The sequence below is a fragment of the Rhodococcus sp. JCM 9793 genome (assembly GCF_055380405.1).
Window position 1 is genome coordinate 3,499,092 of sequence record NZ_AP043721.1, and the last position, 16,830, is coordinate 3,515,921.

The 16,830-nt window shown below is 69.6% G+C and carries 15 protein-coding genes; 9 read left to right on the plus strand and 6 right to left on the minus strand.

The window, feature by feature from the left end:
• Nucleotides 1-115: 115 nt before the first annotated feature.
• From ACZ46K_RS18255 to ACZ46K_RS18275, 5 genes are read left to right on the plus strand one after another with little or no spacing between them, the layout of a single operon-like run.
• Nucleotides 116-1,261 (plus strand): acyl-CoA dehydrogenase family protein, encoded by a 1,146-nt coding sequence (locus ACZ46K_RS18255; RefSeq protein WP_464743998.1) that lies wholly within the window; start codon nt 116-118, stop codon nt 1,259-1,261.
• Entirely contained in the window at nt 1,258-2,532 is a 1,275-nt protein-coding gene (locus ACZ46K_RS18260) for an acyl-CoA dehydrogenase family protein (RefSeq protein WP_464743999.1), read from the plus strand. Before ACZ46K_RS18255 ends, ACZ46K_RS18260 begins: the two co-directional genes overlap by 4 nt.
• A gap of 45 nt (nt 2,533-2,577) precedes the next feature.
• On the plus strand, nt 2,578-2,976 hold the full coding sequence (locus ACZ46K_RS18265) for a PPOX class F420-dependent oxidoreductase (RefSeq protein ID WP_464744000.1): 399 nt from the start codon (nt 2,578-2,580) through the stop codon (nt 2,974-2,976).
• A 51-nt stretch (nt 2,977-3,027) separates the two neighbouring features.
• Nucleotides 3,028-3,561, plus strand: a complete 534-nt coding sequence (locus tag ACZ46K_RS18270; protein ID WP_054807620.1) for a glutathione peroxidase — start codon at nt 3,028-3,030, stop codon at nt 3,559-3,561.
• Between the two features lie 25 nt (nt 3,562-3,586).
• The gene (locus ACZ46K_RS18275; protein WP_464744001.1) at nt 3,587-4,099 is read left to right on the plus strand and encodes an acyltransferase; all 513 of its coding nucleotides are present in this window, start codon (nt 3,587-3,589) and stop codon (nt 4,097-4,099) included.
• Nucleotides 4,100-4,138: 39 nt separating this feature from the next.
• Here the strand turns inward: ACZ46K_RS18275 and ACZ46K_RS18280 are convergent, their stop codons facing one another.
• From ACZ46K_RS18280 to ACZ46K_RS18290, 3 genes are read right to left on the minus strand one after another with little or no spacing between them, the layout of a single operon-like run.
• Nucleotides 4,139-5,512, minus strand: a complete 1,374-nt coding sequence (locus ACZ46K_RS18280) for a metallopeptidase TldD-related protein (protein WP_464744002.1) — start codon at nt 5,510-5,512, stop codon at nt 4,139-4,141.
• Nucleotides 5,509-7,020, minus strand: coding sequence for a TldD/PmbA family protein (locus tag ACZ46K_RS18285; RefSeq protein ID WP_464744003.1), 1,512 nt, complete (start codon nt 7,018-7,020; stop codon nt 5,509-5,511). The genes ACZ46K_RS18280 and ACZ46K_RS18285 overlap by 4 nt, the downstream gene beginning before the upstream one ends.
• A 22-nt stretch (nt 7,021-7,042) precedes the next feature.
• Nucleotides 7,043-7,807, minus strand: a complete 765-nt coding sequence (locus tag ACZ46K_RS18290; RefSeq protein WP_464744004.1) for a TSUP family transporter — start codon at nt 7,805-7,807, stop codon at nt 7,043-7,045.
• Nucleotides 7,808-7,959: 152 nt separating this feature from the next.
• Between ACZ46K_RS18290 and ACZ46K_RS18295 the strand changes: the two genes are divergently transcribed.
• Genes ACZ46K_RS18295 through ACZ46K_RS18310 form a run of 4 tightly spaced genes read left to right on the plus strand, consistent with a single transcriptional unit; the run spans nt 7,960 to nt 12,638 of the window.
• Nucleotides 7,960-8,505, plus strand: coding sequence for an FxsA family protein (locus ACZ46K_RS18295; protein WP_464744005.1), 546 nt, complete (start codon nt 7,960-7,962; stop codon nt 8,503-8,505).
• A gap of 22 nt (nt 8,506-8,527) precedes the next feature.
• The gene (locus ACZ46K_RS18300) at nt 8,528-10,147 is read left to right on the plus strand and encodes an amidohydrolase (protein WP_464744006.1); all 1,620 of its coding nucleotides are present in this window, start codon (nt 8,528-8,530) and stop codon (nt 10,145-10,147) included.
• A gap of 59 nt (nt 10,148-10,206) precedes the next feature.
• Complete coding sequence (gene lnt, locus ACZ46K_RS18305; RefSeq protein WP_464749388.1) at nt 10,207-11,829, plus strand: apolipoprotein N-acyltransferase; 1,623 nt, start codon at nt 10,207-10,209, stop codon at nt 11,827-11,829.
• Nucleotides 11,829-12,638: a polyprenol monophosphomannose synthase gene (locus ACZ46K_RS18310; protein ID WP_464744007.1), complete on the plus strand. Its 810-nt coding sequence runs from the start codon at nt 11,829-11,831 to the stop codon at nt 12,636-12,638. Before lnt ends, ACZ46K_RS18310 begins: the two co-directional genes overlap by 1 nt.
• Nucleotides 12,639-12,680: 42 nt before the next feature.
• Here ACZ46K_RS18310 and ACZ46K_RS18315 read toward each other — a convergent pair whose 3' ends face one another.
• Genes ACZ46K_RS18315 through pabB form a run of 3 tightly spaced genes read right to left on the minus strand, consistent with a single transcriptional unit; the run spans nt 12,681 to nt 16,827 of the window.
• A complete protein-coding gene (locus tag ACZ46K_RS18315; RefSeq protein WP_464744008.1) occupies nt 12,681-13,718 on the minus strand; it encodes an AurF N-oxygenase family protein in 1,038 nt (345 codons plus the stop codon).
• Entirely contained in the window at nt 13,715-14,656 is a 942-nt protein-coding gene (locus ACZ46K_RS18320; RefSeq protein WP_464744009.1) for a prephenate dehydrogenase/arogenate dehydrogenase family protein, read from the minus strand. The genes ACZ46K_RS18315 and ACZ46K_RS18320 overlap by 4 nt, the downstream gene beginning before the upstream one ends.
• Nucleotides 14,653-16,827, minus strand: coding sequence for an aminodeoxychorismate synthase component I (gene pabB, locus ACZ46K_RS18325; RefSeq protein ID WP_464744010.1), 2,175 nt, complete (start codon nt 16,825-16,827; stop codon nt 14,653-14,655). Before pabB ends, ACZ46K_RS18320 begins: the two co-directional genes overlap by 4 nt.
• Nucleotides 16,828-16,830: the final 3 nt, after the last annotated feature.

Here is a 16,830-nt window from a genome sequence, read left to right on the forward strand (position 1 = left end):
GCGGTCTGCCGAAACCCCTCGAAGAGACTTTCCTTTACAGGATGGGATAACTATATTCTCATTATTGAGATTGAGGTACTCCACTTGTGGGTGCCACCGAGACGAGAGGCACTGCATGCTGCTCGAACCCACGCCCGACCAGGACTTCTTCCGCGATACCACCGCCCGGTTCCTGCAGGAACGCACCCCGGTCGCGGTCCTGCGAGGCCTGCGCGACGACGCCGCCGGATTCGACCCGGGTTTCTGGCGTGCCGGCGCCGAGCTGGGCTGGACCAGCCTGCTCGTCGACGAAGCGCACGGCGGCGGCTCCATCAGCGACTCGGGGCTGATCGACCTGACCTTGATCGCGTACGAGTTCGGCCGGCACGCCGCACCCGGACCGCTCGTCCCGACCAACGTGGTCGCGGCCCTGCTGGGCCGACACGGCAACCACCCCCAGGTCCTCGCCGGGTTGCTCGACGGCTCGGTCACCGCCGCGTGGTGCTCCGCCGAACCACGTCCGGAGGCCCGTGCCGCCACCTCACCCCTGACGATCACCGTCGACGGCGACGACGTGATCGTGCACGGCACCAAACGCCCCGTCGAAGCCGCCGGCACTGCCGAGGTGCTGCTGGTGACCGGTCGCACCGGCGACGGAGTCAGCCACGTCCTCGTTCCCCGCGACACGCCCGGCGTGACCGTCACCGCGATGCGCTCGGTGGATCTGACCCGCCGCTACGCAAAGGTCGAGTTCGACCGAGTGCGGCTACCCGCGAGCGCGCTGCTCGGCACCGCGGGCGGCGGCGCCGACGACGAGTACGCCCGGCATCTGGCGATCGTGCTCGGCTCCGCCGAAACCGTCGGGGCGCTGCAGACCGCGTTCGACACCACGGTGGCGTGGGCGTTCGATCGGTACTCGTTCGGTCGGGCCCTGGCCTCGTACCAGGCGATCAAGCACCGCTTCGCCGATATGAAGATGTGGCTCGAGGCGTGTCACGCGATCAGCGACACCGCCGCTGCCGCTGTCGCCGCGGGCACCCCCGACGCGGCGCTCCTGTCGAGCGCGGCCAAGGCGTACATCGGCGATCATGCCGCCGACCTGATGCAGGAATGCGTGCAGTTCCACGGCGGCATCGGCCTGACCTTCGAACACGACCTGCACCTGTACACCCGGCGCGTCGCCGCGAACCGGTCCAACTACGGCACCCCCGCCGAACACCGTCGGGCACTCGCCGCCGCCGTCATCTCAGCTGCCGCCACGTCGAAGGAGAGCGCACAGTGACCCAGACCGAGGTCGAGATCGAAACCCTCGACGAGTTCCGCACCCGCGCCCGCACCTGGATCCGCGCGAACCTCGCGCCCGCCGATCCCGCCGCCCACATCGGTGTGTTGCGGAAGGAAACCTCCGACGCGGACGAACTCGCCGCCGTCGCGCACGACCGCGCACTGCAGCGGGCGATGTTCGACGCCGGGCTTGCCGGGGTCAGCATTCCCCGCGAGTACGGCGGGCAGGGACTGACCCCGGCACACCAGCGGGTCCTCAACGACGAACTCGCCGGTTTCGAGTATCCGGCGCGACTGCAGGCACCCACGTTCGTGCCCTGTGCGGCGGTGCTGCTCGATTTCGGCACCGAGGAACAGAAGAAGCGGCACATCCCGGCGATCCTGCGCGGCGAGGAACTGTGGATGCAGATGCTCTCCGAGCCCAGCGGCGGATCCGATGTCGCGGGTGCGGTGACCACCGCGGTGCGCGACGGCGACGACTGGATCCTCAACGGCTCGAAGATCTGGACCACCGGCGCCTGGTGGTCCGACTGGGCGTTGTGCCTGGCCCGCACCAACTGGGATGTGCCCAAGCATCGCGGGTTGACGGTGTTCATGGTGCCGCTCGAGGCCGAGGGCATCGAGGTGCACCGCATCGAGATGCTCAGCGGCTCGAAGGAGTTCTGCCAGGAATACATGACCGACGTGCGGATCCCGGACAGTGACCGGATCGGGGAGATCGACGCCGGTTGGACTGTCGGCACCCGCTGGATGTTCCACGAACGGCTGCTGTTGCGGTCTCCGTACGCGACGTTGCCGGCCGGCAGCAGCCGCGGAGGCTCCCGCACCGAGGAACTCCTCGAGGTGGCTCGCGACGCGGGACGCCTCGACGACCCACTCGCCCGAGATCTGATCGGCGAGGCCGACACCCTCGAACTGGTCAAGAACGCGCTGCAGCAGCGGGTCGGGCAGGCCATGACGACCGGCGCGATGACCGACCAGGCAGCGAGCATCCTGCGGTTGATGTCCGGGGAGGTCGCCACCCGACTCACCACGATCATCTACGAGATGACCGGCGCCGACGGCGCGGCGTGGGACGCCGAGGACGGCGCCGTCGCCGAATGCGGCACCGATTTCCTGATGCAGCAGTCGTACACGATCGCCGGTGGCACCACCGAAATGGCCCGCAACACCATCAGCGAGCGGGTGCTGGGGATGCCGCGAGAGCGCAGCCACGACCCGAACCTCGCGTTCCGCGACGTGCCACGTGGCGCGCCGACCGGAGGGTGAACCGCCGCCGCGCGCACACCGGTGGTTGTTCCGTAAGGTGGGCGCATGCCTGATGCGGGAGTCACCACACCGTCGTTCGCCGACCTCGCCGCCGCCCAGTACGTGCTGCTGAGCACGTTCCGGAAGGACGGCACCGCAGTCGCCACCGCCGTGTGGGCGGTGGCCGACGGTGACCGGTTGCTGGTGTGGACGGCGACCGGTTCCCACAAGGTGGGGCGAGTGCGCCGCGATCCGCGGATCACGCTCGCGGTGTGTGATGCGCGGGGTCGCCCGCGCAGCGCCGCGGTACCCGGCACTGCAGAGATCCTCGACGAGGCGGGCACCGAACGCACCCGGTCCGCGATCATCGGAAAGTACCGACTGTTCGGGTGGCTGACCGTCAAGGGCAGTCTGCTGCGGCGCGGCCGGTCCGGCACGATCGGGTTGGCCTGCACCCTCGACTGACCCGAATATTCGAACCTCGACATACACGAACCAGAACACCCTAGGAGAGCTGTGAGCGTCCACGATTTCACCGTCACCACCGCCGACGGCGGCACCGAATCCCTCGGGGTGCACGGCGGTAAGCACCTGCTGATCGTCAACGTCGCGAGCAAGTGCGGTCTGACCCCGCAGTACGAGGGCCTCGAGGCGCTGCACCGTGAGAAGAAGGACGCCGGGCTGCAGATCGTCGGGTTCCCGTGCAACCAGTTCGGCGGGCAGGAACCGGGCACCGACAGCGAGATCCAGGAGTTCTGCTCGGTGAACTACGACGTGACGTTCCCCGTCTACGGCAAGATCGACGTCAACGGCGCCGACGCGGTGCCGCTGTACACGTACCTGCGTGAGCAGGCCCCCGGCGACTTCGGTCCCGACAACGGGTTCCTGTTCGAGCACGTGAGCAAGTCGCGTCCCGAGGCGATCGGCACCGACGAGGTGAAGTGGAACTTCACCAAATTCCTCGTCGACCCCGACGGCGCGGTGGTGCGCCGCTTCGAACCGACCGTCACCCCCGAGGAGATCGCGAAGGAACTCGCCGACCTGCTCTAGGGATCGTCGGCGGGACAAGGCAACTGTGGGAGGCAGTACCGGGGTGCGTCATACCTATCTGTCCCAATCCGTGTTCGTCGCTGCCGCAGGGCTTCCGGTGATACCCGGCGCCCTGCGGCATCGGTTGCTGCGCGGCGCCGGAGTGCAGGTGTCGGCGCCGAGTCTGATCCACCGCGGTGTGGTGGTGCAGGGGCTGAGCCGGTTGAGACTCGGCTCCGGGGTGTTCGTCAACTACGGGTGTTTCTTCGACACGGTCGCCGACATCACCATCGGCGACCGGGTGTTCCTCGCCGATCATGTGCGGGTGCTCACCAGCAGTCACCGCACGGGAGGACGCGACCAGCGCGCCGGGCCGCTCACCGGTGAACCGGTGCACATCGGGAACGGTGCCTGGATCGGGTCCGGGGCCGCGATCCTCCCGGGCGTGACGATCGGGGCGGGCGCGGTGGTCGGCGCGAATTCTCTGGTCACCGCTGACTGTGCCCCGAATGCGTTGTACGTCGGAAGTCCCGCTCGGCATCGGCGCGACCTACCCTGATCACCCGGCCGGTACTGTACTTGCTGGCCGGGACTGCTCTCACTGGGCGGCACTGACCGACGACATGTGGAAATCGGGGATACGCATCGGTGGCATCGCGGTGCGGGTGAACCAGTCGTTCCATTCCCGCGGCAGCGTCCGCTCGGTAGCCCCGACCTCGACGGTGCGGCGCAACAGATCGAGCGGGGATTCGTTGAACCGGAAGTTGTTCACCGCGCCGCGCACCTGCCCGTCCTCGATCAGATACACCCCGTCGCGGGTCAGGCCGGTCAACAGCAGGCCCGAGGGATCCACATCCCGCAGATACCACAGGGTGGTGAGCAACAGGCCCCGTTCGGTGCCGGCGATCATCTCGTCGAGGGTGGCGTTCGAGCCGCCGGTGAGCAGCAGGTTCTCCCCGGGCAGGGTCACCGGCGCGGAGAACTCGGCCGCCGCCGCGCGCGGATAGGTCAATGCCTGCACGGTGCCGTCGCGGATCCAATCGACACGTTCGACATCGAGACCGTTGTCGAACACCGACACCGTGTCGGTCGAGGCGGCTGCGGTGAGGAACGGTGGGCAGGCCAGACCCGGCGCGGCCGGATCCGAGGTCAACGTCAACGGCAACGCCGCCACGGTCTCGCCGACACGGGTACCGCCGGGCCGCGACCAGGCGGTGTGCCCCTCCTCGGCGGCGCGCCCGCCCATCGACCACATCAGGTAGATCATCAGATCGGCCACCGCGGATGGTGGCAGCAGCGTCTCGTACCGGCCCGGCGGCAACGCCACCGTGTTGCCGGCCCACCCGAGCCGCCGGTCCAGCTCGGTGAGCAGCGCAGTGGTGTCGATGTCGGTGAAGTCGGCAGTGCCGGCCCCCACCCAGGCGCCAGCACCGGACAGCCCGCCGCGTTTCGCGGTGATCTCGAGCGACCCGTCCCGCTGCGTCCAGCGGCGTCGCAGCCCGGTCGAGGTACCCAGCCAGGTGGTGTGCACCTGATGATGCGCGAACCCGTACAGCGGATCTCGGCCGATGTCGCCGAAACCGCCCGCCAACGCCTCGATCACGTCACCGAACACCTCGATGCCGGGGCCGGTCACCGCGTCCGCCCAATTCTCGGGTGCCCCATCGCCGGGCAGCAGCGGCATCGCGTCGGTGGCCTCGGCGGCAGTGTCCGCGGCCGCGACCGCCGCCGCCACCACCGCCGGGATCTCGTCGGCGGACACACTCGGGGCGGTCACGATGCCGCAGCGCGGCTGCGGGTCGCGGCGGATCGCAATCACCGTCCACCTGCGCGAGCGCGTCACCCCGTTGGTGGTCATCGAACTGCCCGCCCACCGCACGTTCGCGTCGTCGCTGTCGGTGACCAGCACGATCGTCTCGTCGGCGCGGGACGCAGCCAACGCGGCATCGACGAGCCGGGGTGCGTCGATCATCGACCGCCCTCCTGCCGGGTGTTGAGCACGTTGATCTGCCGCAGCAGCACCGACGGGCAACCATGACTCACCGCCGCGATCTGTCCGGGTTGCGCTTTACCGCAGTTCATCGCGCCCCCGAGCTGGTATGTCGAGCGCCCGCCGACGGACTCGAGCGCACCCCAGAAGTCGGTGGTCGTCGCCTGATACGCCACATCCCGCACCTGACCGGCCAGACGCCCGCCGCGGATCCGGTAGAAACGTTGCCCGGTGAACTGGAAGTTGTAGCGCTGCATGTCGATCGACCAGCTGCGATCACCGACCACATACAGTCCGTCCTCGACCCCGCCGATCAGATCGGCCGTGGATCGATCGACCTGCGGATCCGGTTGCAGCGACACGTTCGCCATCCGCTGCAACGGCACATGATGCGCCGAATCGGCGTAGGCGCAGCCGTTCGAGCGCCCCACACCGGCCTTGGCGGCGAACGCCCGGTCCAGCTGATAGCCCACCAGCACGCCGTCGCGCACCAGATCCCACGATTGGGCGGCCACCGCGTCGTCGTCGAATCCGACGGTGGCCAGCCCGTGCGGGTCGGTGCGATCGGCGGTCACCTGCATCGCGGTGCTGCCGTAGCGCAGCGATCCGAGCCGGTCCGGGGTCGCGAACGAGGTGCCCGCATAGGCAGCCTCGTAGCCGATCGCCCGATCGTATTCGGTGGCGTGCCCGACCGACTCGTGGATGGTCAACCACAGATTCGTCGGGTCGATCACCAGATCCGTCGGGCCCGCCGTCACCGTCGGCGCGTGCGCCTTCTCGATCAGCAACTCGGGCAGGACAGCGAGCTCACCCGACCAGTCCCACACCGCATCCGAGGCCACGTACTCCCAGCCCCGCCCGGTCGGTGCGGCCAAGGTGCGCATCGACTCGAACGTCCCCGCGTCCCGGTCCACCGTGGTCGCCTCCAGATGCGGATGCACCCGCACCCGCTGCTGCGTGATCGACGACCCCGCCAGATCCGCGTAGAAACTCTGCTCCTTGACCAGCTCGCAGCCTGCCGCCACGTGATGCACACCGTCCGCGCGCTGCAGCCGGCGCGAATAGTCCGTCAACACCGCGACCTTCTCGTCGGTGGGCACGGCGAACGGATCGCTCCGGTAGTCCGAGCACCACGTCGCATCCCGGTACACCGGTTCGGGTGCCCACTCGACGGGGTCGCGGTTGATCGGGCGCAACGTCCGCGCTACCGCCACCGCACGAGTCGCCGCATGCGCGGCACCGTCGGGATCCGGTTCAGGATTCGACGCAAAACCCCAGGTCCCGTCGATCAGCACCCGCACCGACACCCCGAGATCCGATGCGTCCACCGCGGACTGGACCGCACCGTCGCGCAGCATCAACGACTGGGTGCGCACCCGATGCACCCGCACATCGGCGTGCTGCGCACCCGCCGCGCGGGCCACCGACAGCGCTGCATCGGCGATGCGTGGCAACGGCAGCGCCAGGAAATCGGGATCGACGACGTTCACCTGCAGCAGCGTATCGGCCCACTCACCCGAACTGCTGAATTCCGAGCCGGATCACCATCGCGGTGACCACCACCAGCAGCACCACCCGCACGAACCCGGCGCCGCGTCGCAACGCGGTGCGTGACCCGAGCACCGACCCGGCGACATTGCACACCGCCATCGCCAACCCGAGCGTCCACCACACGTGCCCGCCGAGTGCGAACAACACCAGCGCCCCCAGGTTCGACCCGAAGTTGAGGACCTTCGCCATCGCCGCCGAGGTGACGAATTCGCTACCGAGCATCGCCGCGAACACGATGATGAAGAAGGTGCCGGTGCCGGGACCGAGGATGCCGTCGTAGAACCCGATGACCGCGGCCGCCCCCACGATCACCAGCACCACGCGCTGCACGCTCGGTTTGTGGGCCGGGGCAGTCCCGAGGGTGGGGCGCGCGGTGACGAACACCGCCACCGACACCAGCACCACCATCACCAGGGGAATGAACGCGTCCGGGTCGATCAGCGACACCGCCGCCGCGCCTGCGGCCGCGCACACCGCCGCGACGAGCGCGGCAGGAGCCAGGATCTTCCACTGCAACGGGATGCGCCGCGCGAAGGTGATCACCGCCGCGCCGGTGCCGAAGATCGCGGAGAGTTTGTTCGTCGCCAACGCCGCCTGCGGGGTGAGGTGCGGTGCCACGAGGAACAATGCAGGTAGCAGGATCAGCCCGCCGCCGCCGACCACGGCGTCGACCCACCCGGCGGCCGTGGCCGCCACCAGCAGTACGGCCCAGTCCGCGGCGCTCATCACGCCATTCGATCACGGCGGGGCGCGGTGGGCGGATGCGGCGCGCACGAGCTCCGGCGGGCCGGGAGAAAATCCGCGCTCCCGTTCGTTGATCGGGTAACGGCCGCTCCCCAACGGAGCAGACGGCGCGGCCGGCACCTGGAAGGACCGCCATGTACCTGTTGTTGTTCCTCGTCTACGTGGTCGCGGAGATCGCCGTGCTCGCCTGGCTCGGCTCCACACTCGGCGCGCTCGTCACCGTGCTGCTGTTCCTGGGTGTGAGTGTGCTCGGCTACGCGGTCCTCGCCTCCCGCGGGCGCCGCGCGCTGCGCGACGTGACCTCGCTGCGCGGCGGCACGGCACCGAACCTGGATGTGACGCCGGAACGGATGCTCACCGACGGTGCGCTCATCGGTGTCGGCGCCGCCCTGGTGCTGGTGCCCGGGCTGATCACCAGTGTTCTCGGGATGGTGTTGTTGCTGCCCACCCGCGCGGTGTTGCGGCCGCTGGTGCGCATGGTCGCGGCGCGGCAGGTCGCCCGGCACGGCGCCACGGTGCGGGGCGCCCGCACCGTGGTGGTGGACGGGCAGGTCGTCGAGCACACCGTGGTCGGTGCCGATCCGCGCCTGACCACGCCCGACCCGGGCGACCCGGTGATCCGCAGCGACGGGGTGCTCGAGGGCGAGATCGTCGACACCCCGCCCCGCCGACACCCGTGACGAGGGGGCAGACTGGACTCTCGTGAGTTCAGCACCGCATACCCGGCTTCTCGTCGGCGGCCGCATCTACAGTTCCTCAGCCCCGGACGCGACCGCGATGGCGGTCACGGACGGACGTGTCGTCTGGGTCGGTCAGGACCGCCCGGGGAAGGCGTTGCACCCGGACGCGGAGGTCGTCGATCTCGATGGACTGTTCGTCGCTCCGGGGTTCGTCGATACCCACATGCACGTCACCGCCTATGGTCTGACGGTCACCGAGCGGAACCCACTCGCGGTGGACCTGTCCGGCACCGGGAGCTGCGCCGAGTTGTTGCGCCGGGTCGCGGAGTTCGCGGCGGCCCACGACGACGCCGTCATCTGGGGGCAGGGCTGGGACGAGACCGCGTGGCCCGATGCTGCCCCCACCACCGCGGATCTCGATGCCGCGGCCCCCGGCCGTGCGGTGTATCTGGCGCGGGTCGACGCGCATTCGGCGGCGGCGTCGAGCATCTTGCGGGCAGCCGCGGGCGTTGCGGGGCTCGACGGTTACCACCCGGAACGGCCACTGACGGCCGCCGCGCATCATGCAGTGCGCACCGCCGCACATGCGGCGCTGACCCCGCAGCAACGCACCGCCGCGCGCACCGCGGCGCTCGACGATGCGGCCGCGCACGGGATCGTCGCGGTGCACGAGTGCGGTGGCCCCGACATCTTCGGTGTCGACGACTTCACCGAACTGCTCGCCCTCGATCATCCGGTGCAGGTGCGCGGCTACTGGGGGCAGGCCGTCACCACCGCGGAGCAGGCGCACGCGCTGCTCGCGGACACCGGGGCGCACGCGCTCGGCGGCGACCTGTTCGTCGACGGCGCGTTCGGGTCGCGCACCGCGTGGCTGTCGGAGCCGTATCTCGATGCGCCCGGATGCTGCGGCCGCACCTATCTCGACGTCGATGCGATCGCCGCGCATCTGCGGGCCTGCACCGTCGCCGGCATCCAGGCCGGATTCCATGTGATCGGGGACGCGGCGACCGCCGCGGTGGTCACGGCGATCGAGCGGGTCGCCGCGGATCTCGGTGGGCCCGCCGTGGCGTCGTGCGGGCATCGTCTCGAGCACGCCGAGTCGGTCACCGCCGCGCAGGCGCAGGTGCTCTCGCGGTACGGGATCCTCGCGAGTATGCAGCCGGGGTTCGATGCGGCGTGGGGTGGCCCGTCCGGGATGTACGCGCAGCGGCTCGGCACCGAACGCGCCGCGGCGCTCAACGATTTCGCGGCGATCGCCGCGACCGGCACCTCGCTGGCGTTCGGGTCCGATGCGCCGGTGACCGCGCCGCGCCCGTGGGCGATGCTGCGGGCGGCGGTGCTGCACCGCACCGACGGCAGCGGTATTTCGCCGCGCGCCGCGTTCGCCGCGGCGACGCGCGGGGCGTGGCGGGCCGGTGGGGTCCGGGACGGTCTGGCGGGCACCTTGGATCCGGGAGCTCCGGCATCCTATGCGTTGTGGGAGGCGGGGGATCTGGTGATCAGTGCCCCCAAGGACGGGGTGCAGCGCTGGTCGACGGATCCGCGGTCGCGGGTCGCGCCGCTGCCGGATCTGAGTGACGGCACCGAGGATCCGGTGCTGGTGCGCAGCGTGCATCGCGGCCGCGTGGTGTACGAGCGGTGAACGTCGACCCGCAGGGTGCCGTGCAGTCCGGGTGGTTCCGGACGACAGGGGGAGCCTCGCTGACGCGGCGGCTCGCCCCTGTGTCGGCACGGTCGTTGGCCGCGGTCGGGGCGGGACTGCTGCTGTTCGCGAGTTTCCCGCCGCGGCCGTTGTGGTTTCTGGCGCCGGTCGGCATCGCGGTCCTGGTCGTCGTGTTGACGGCCCGGCCGATGCGGCGGAAGGCGGGGTTCGGATACGGCTATCTGACGGGCCTGGGGTTCCTGGTGCCGTTGCTGCCGTGGATCGGGGTGTATGTCGGGCCGCTGCCCTGGTTGGCGTTGGCTGCGGTCGAAGCGTTGTTCGTCGGTCTGTTCGGGGCGTTGGTGGTGCATCTGCGGTCGATGCCGGCGGCGCCGTTGTGGATTGCGGCTGCATGGTCGTTGACCGAATATCTGCGCTCGTCGGTACCGTTCGGCGGGTTTCCGTGGGGCAGGTTGGCGTTCGGGCAGCCCGACGGGTTCCTGGTGTGGCTCGCCGCGGTCGGGGGTGCCCCGCTGGTGTCGTTCGCGGTGGCGTTGATCGGTAGCGGCGCGGCCGCGCTCGTACTCGCGGTGCTGGGCCACCGGAACCGCGGTCCGTCGCATCGTGGTGGCGTGTGGACCGCGGTCGCGTGGACGGCGCTGGCGCCGCTCGCGGCGGTGGCGGCGTGGCCGTTGCTCGTCACTGCCGACACCCCGGATTCGGGTGGGCGGGAGGTGACGGTCGCGGCGATCCAGGGCAGCGTGCCGCGCCTGGGCCTCGACTTCAATGCGCAACGCAAGGCGGTCCTCGACAATCACGTTGCGCAGACCCTCGAACTCGCCGCGCAGGTCCGTGGCGGTCAGGTCGACGCCCCGGACGTGGTGATCTGGCCGGAGAACGCCTCCGACATCGATCCGCTGCGCAACGCGGACGCCGCCGCTGACATCTCTGCCGCGTCCGCCGCGATCGGTGCACCGATTCTCGTCGGTGCGGTGTTGATCAACGGTGACGGCACCACCACCAACTCGGTGATCGTGTGGGACGCGCAGTCCGGGCCCGGGGAGCAACACGACAAGCGGATCATCCAACCGTTCGGCGAGTATCTGCCGTATCGGTCGTTCTTCCGGTTGTTCTCCGAATACGCGGACCGTGCCGGGTTCTTCGTGCCGGGTGCCGGGGACGGCACGGTCACCGCCGCGGGCATCACGATCGGGGTGGCCACCTGCTACGAGGTGGCGTTCGACCGGGCGTTCCGTGATTCGATCGACGCCGGCGCGCAGCTGTTGGCGGTGCCGACGAACAACGCCACTTTCGGGGACACCGAGATGACCTATCAGCAGTTGGCGATGTCGCGGGTGCGCGCCGTCGAGCACGGTCGCACCGTGGTTGTCGCAGCGACCAGTGGGGTCAGCGCGGTCGTCGACCCGGACGGTCGTGTGCAGCAACGCACCGCGTTGTTCGAGCCGGCAGCGTTGGTCGCGCGCGTGCAGTTGCGGCAGGACGCTACGCTGGCTAGTCGGTTCGGACCTTTCCCGGAGCTCGCGCTCTGTGTCGGGGCCGTGGCCGCCGCCGGTGTCGCCCTCGTGCGCGACCGCCGGCGACGCGATGCGTCGGGGTCACAGCCCGACTCCGGCGCAGCACCAAACCCGGCCGACGGCCGGTTCGACAGGGAGGACCTTTGATGGCAGCGGCGACGCCGGCCGGGGACGCGAGCGCACCGAGCGCCCGCACCCTGGTGATCATTCCGACGTACAACGAACGCGAGAACATCGGACGGATCGTCGCGCGGTTGCACGCTGCGCTTCCGCAGACGCATGTGTTGATCGTCGATGATGGCAGTCCGGACGGCACCGGCGCGTTCGCCGATGAGCTCGCGGCCGCCGACCGTGGCCCGGACGGGGCGGGTGGGCGCATCGAGGTGATGCACCGTACCGAGAAGAACGGTCTCGGTGCCGCCTACATCGCCGGATTCCGGTGGGGTCTGGACCGCGGTTACACGGTGCTGGTGGAAATGGACGCCGACGGCAGTCACGCCCCCGAACAGTTGCCTCTGCTGCTCGACCGGGTCGATGCCGGTGCGGATCTGGTGCTCGGATCGCGGTATGTGCCGGGCGGCACCGTGGTGAACTGGCCGTGGCATCGGGAGGTGCTCTCCCGCGGTGGCAACATCTATTCGCGTCTCGCGCTCGGGGTGAAGGTCCAGGACATCACCGGCGGCTACCGCGCGTACCGGCGGCACGTGCTCGAGGCCCTCGATCTCGATGCGATCGCCTCGCACGGCTACTGCTTCCAGGTGGATCTCGCATGGCGGACGCTGCAGGCCGGATTCACCGTCGGCGAGGTCCCGATCACGTTCACCGAACGAGAGATCGGTGAATCGAAGATGAGCGGCAACATCGTGCAGGAAGCGTTGCTCAAGGTCACGCTGTGGGGGCTCGAGTCGCGGTGGTCGAAGGGGCGGGCACTGCTGGCCCGGTCGATCGGTCGCTGACGCAGAGTGTCGCCCGGACCTTCTCGTTCGGCGGGGCCTGTCTCACGCCGGATGATCGAACGGGCCGCGCGCCACGAGGTCGTCTTCGACCCCGAGATGTCCGCACAGCCGGCGGATCGCGGTGCAGTCCTGCACCACCGGGTGGGCGGCGGCGGCCTCGGCGGTGTCGTCGAGCATCGCCTGCCCTCCGGGGATCTGCTCGTGCGCCACGATCGCGGCCCAGCTGTCCATGTCAGTGCCGGTGAACGCCTCGACTCCGGAGGCCAGCGCGTCGAGCAGCAGTTCGCATTCGGTGGCGTCGAGCTCGTCGAAGACCATCGTGAGCAGTTCCCCGGCCAGGGAGCTGTGGCACAGTTCGTCGCGGCGATGCACCGCCACGGTGCTGCGGTTGACCGGCTGCACCGTCTCATCGCCGGTGAACAAACCCAGATATGCGCTGATCGACGTTTCGGCGACTGTGGTGAACGCCAACCGGATCAACGCTGCGTGCCGTGGGTCGAGGGCGTGGGCGACCGCGGCGTCGTGGGCGCGGACGGTGCGGCACGGTGGCAACACCGCATCGGGCATCGCCCAGCCGCGGCGACGGCGGGTCAAGGCGTTGACGTTCTGATGCATCAGCGTGTGGTACTGCTCGTCGACCATTGCCTGTAGTACCCCGACCGTGACGGAGTCGTGGGGGCCGAGGCCGAACACATCGGAGGTGATCAACCCGAATCCGGGGTTGACGACGTGCTGTTCGATATCGATGACGTTCTTGTTGTATGCGATCCATGCCCACGCCCCGATTCGGGCACGGTGGTGCTCGTCGAGTGCGAGATAACGCGGGTGGGTGTGGAACGGGATCATCGTGTCGGGGAAGTCGCGCAGCGCCGGCTCGAACATCGCGTCGAGGTCGGGTTCGTCCTTCTTGACCGCGGCGCGGCGACCCCACGAGCGGGACAGTCCGCGGATCACGGCGCTCTCCACGGGGTCGGCCGGGTCGTGGCCGGGGAGTTCGGGGGGACGTAGCCGGGCTCGCACCGGCTCGGCGGTGGCGGCGCCGGTGTGTGCGAGTGGGTTTCCCGAATCGGGATCGATCATCTCGGCCCCCCGTGTTCGAGGTCGGGTCCGGGTGGTGCGGACGGCAGCATCGTCAGCAGCTGCTCACAGATCTCACGGTACCGGTCGAGGTCGGGTTCGAGTGCGGTACTCGCCCGGGTCATCACCGCCTCGAACGCGTCGGTCCGGTCGTCGCCGGCGGCCGCGTCGAGTTCGTCGAGGGCTCCGCGCAGTGCCCGGCGGGCCTGCGCGGCGTACGGGTTGGCCGCCTGGATGTCGTGGTACACCTCGGGGACCCCCGACGCGACCCGCGCGAGGAGGGCACGTAGCAGCATGTGTGGGGGAGGGGCGGTGGTGTCCACGGCGGCCGGTGGATCGAGGGTGCCGAGTGCCACTCCGAATGCGAGGATCGTCGCGTGGGTCAGGGCCTGGGTGGTGGCGGTGGCCCGGTCGTGTTCGTCGGCGCCGACCGGTACGACGCACGCGTCCCAGCGGCGCAGCATCGTGAGGAACGGATCCACGGGTGGTCCGTCGCGGTAGACGACGGCCGCGACGGGGCGGCCCGCCATTGCCAGGGACGGGGCGAACATCGGGTTGATGCCCAGGGCAGCGCGGTCCGGCAGGGTGTGGTGCACGGCGTCTGCCATCACGGTCTTGACCGACAGGGTGTCGACGAGCAGCGCGTCGGGTCGCATCAGCGCCGCGAGGGTGGGAAGCGCGGCGAGAGCGACCGGTTCGGGGACGGCAAGCACCACGGTCGCGGCGGACCGTAGTGCGGATTCGGCGGCGATGTTCGGTGCGGTGATGTCCGAGCAGAGTGCTGTGTCGAGCGAATTGTCCTGTGGGGCAATAATGTCGGACATGTTCGGGTCGAGGATGTGGACGTGGTGGCCGTCGCCGCGCAGCGCCGCGACGAGCATCGCGCCGACGGCCCCGCACCCGCCGGCGACGACGATGGGCCCGGTGGGTGCCGCCGTCACCGGCGGGTTCCGTCTGCCAGCGATGTGATGTCGCCGGGATCGGTGCCGCCGGTGCCGCCCGCGTCGGGGTCGGCGAGGCAGCGACGCATCGCAAGGGCTTTGACCAGGGTTTCTTCGAGTTCGTCGTCGGGGTCGGAGAGCGCGACGATGGCGCCGCCGATTCCGAAACCGACCTGGTGGTCGGTGGCGACCATGGTGCGGATGACGATGGACAGATCCATCGTGCCGGTCAGGGACAGGTATCCGAGCGCCCCGGAGTAGACGCCCCGTGGCCCGTCCTCGAGTTTGTCGATGATCTCCATCGTGCGCAGTTTCGGTGCGCCGGTCATCGAGCCGCCCGGGAACGCGGCCCGCACACAGTCCACCGCGGTCTTGTCGGGTCGGAGGGTTCCGCGGACGGTGGACACCAATTGGTGTACTGCGGAATATGTTTCGACGTCGAAGAGTTTGGGGACGTGCACCGATCCGGGGGTGCACACCCGGGAGAGGTCGTTGCGCACCAGATCGACGATCATCAGGTTCTCGGAGCGGTCCTTTTCGCAGGTGCGCAGATGTTCACGCAGGGTGTCGTCCTGCGCGGTGGTGGTACCGCGCGGGCGGGTGCCCTTGATCGGTTTGGATTCGACGACGCGATCGGTCCCGATCCGCAGGAACCGTTCCGGGGAGGCGCTGAGCACCGACAGTCCGGGGAACCGCAGCAGCGCACTGTACGGGGTGGGGCTGATGCTGCGCAGGACCCGGTAGGTGCGTAGCGGATCGATGTGCCGATCGACGGTTGCGGTGTTGGTCAGGCACACCTCGTAGGTTTCGCCGCTGCGGATCTCGGCGAGGCACTGGCCGATCAGTTCGAGGTAGCGCTGCGGGTCGTGCCGCACCTGGATCTTCTCGTCGTGGTCGGCGCGCACGAGCAGTGGCGGCGGGGCGGGCGGCACCGAGTCGGACAGGGTGGTGAGCACCGCGGCGGTTTCGTCGAACCATGCCGCGGTCGCCGCCTCGCCCGTCTGCTCGCTGAGCGCGAGCAGGTGGCAGCGTCCGGCCTCGTGGTCGAGGACGACGGCGCGGTCGGCGAACACCATGGAGGCGTCGGCGACGGGGGAGGTGTGCACCAGTTGACCCCCGGCGTCGGCTTTGAGTTCGTAGCCGAGATAGCCGACGTAGCCGAGCCCGAACGTGCACGGTAGATCGTGTCGGGGTGCGACGCGACGTTCGGTGAGGCGCCGGTCGAGGTGGTCGAAGAACGTGCGGTGATAGGAGGTGCTGGTGCCGTCCGAATGGTGTTCGCGCACCAGGGTTTCCGCGACGCTGTAGGTGACGAATTCGGCGCGGGGCCCGGAGGCGTCGCCCATGACGGTGAAGCGGGAGTCCGGTTCGAGTGCGTCACTGCCGTCGAGCAGGTAACTGTGCGGGCCCGCCGCGAACAACGCCTCGTAGACCGTGTGCGGGTCGGGGTGGCAGTCGAGGGTGCGGCTCTCGAGCACGAACCGCGCGGGGGTCGCTGCCGGGGCCGGGGCGGCGGCGCCGTTGCGGGTGTGCGCACGGGTAGTGGTGGTGGCGCGGAAATTGTCGAGCAGTTCGAATCCGTAGTCGGTGCCGATGGATTCGGGGTGGAACTGCACCCCGAACAGGGGGCGGTGGCGATGCGCGACGGCCATGAGCAACCCGTCGCCGGTACGGGCGAGGACCTCGAACTCGTCGGGGACCTGCTCGACGATCAACGAGTGGTAGCGCACGGCGGTGAACGGGGACGGGATCCCGGCGAACAGACCGGTCCCGTCGTGCAGGATGTCGCTGGTGCGGCCGTGCACCGGCTCGGGGGCGCGGACCACGGCGCTGCCGAACAGATGACACAGCCCCTGATGGCCGAGGCACACTCCGAGGATGGGGACAGGCAGTTCGGTGAGGGCACGGGCACTGATCCCGAAGTCGCGTTCGCGGTCCGGGCGGCCGGGACCGGGGGAGATGACGACGTTGTCGAAGTCGAGGGTGCGGACCCGGTCCCAGGAGGTGTCGTTGGTGACCACGATCGGGGGTGTGCCGTTGACACGGGTAAGGAGGCTGTAGAGGTTGTAGGTGAACGAGTCGTAGTTGTCCACGAGCAGTGTGCGGACCGGCGGGGTGGACGGGTCGAGGTGTGACGACGACCCGGGGCCGGAGGGGGCAGCCGCTGACATGAC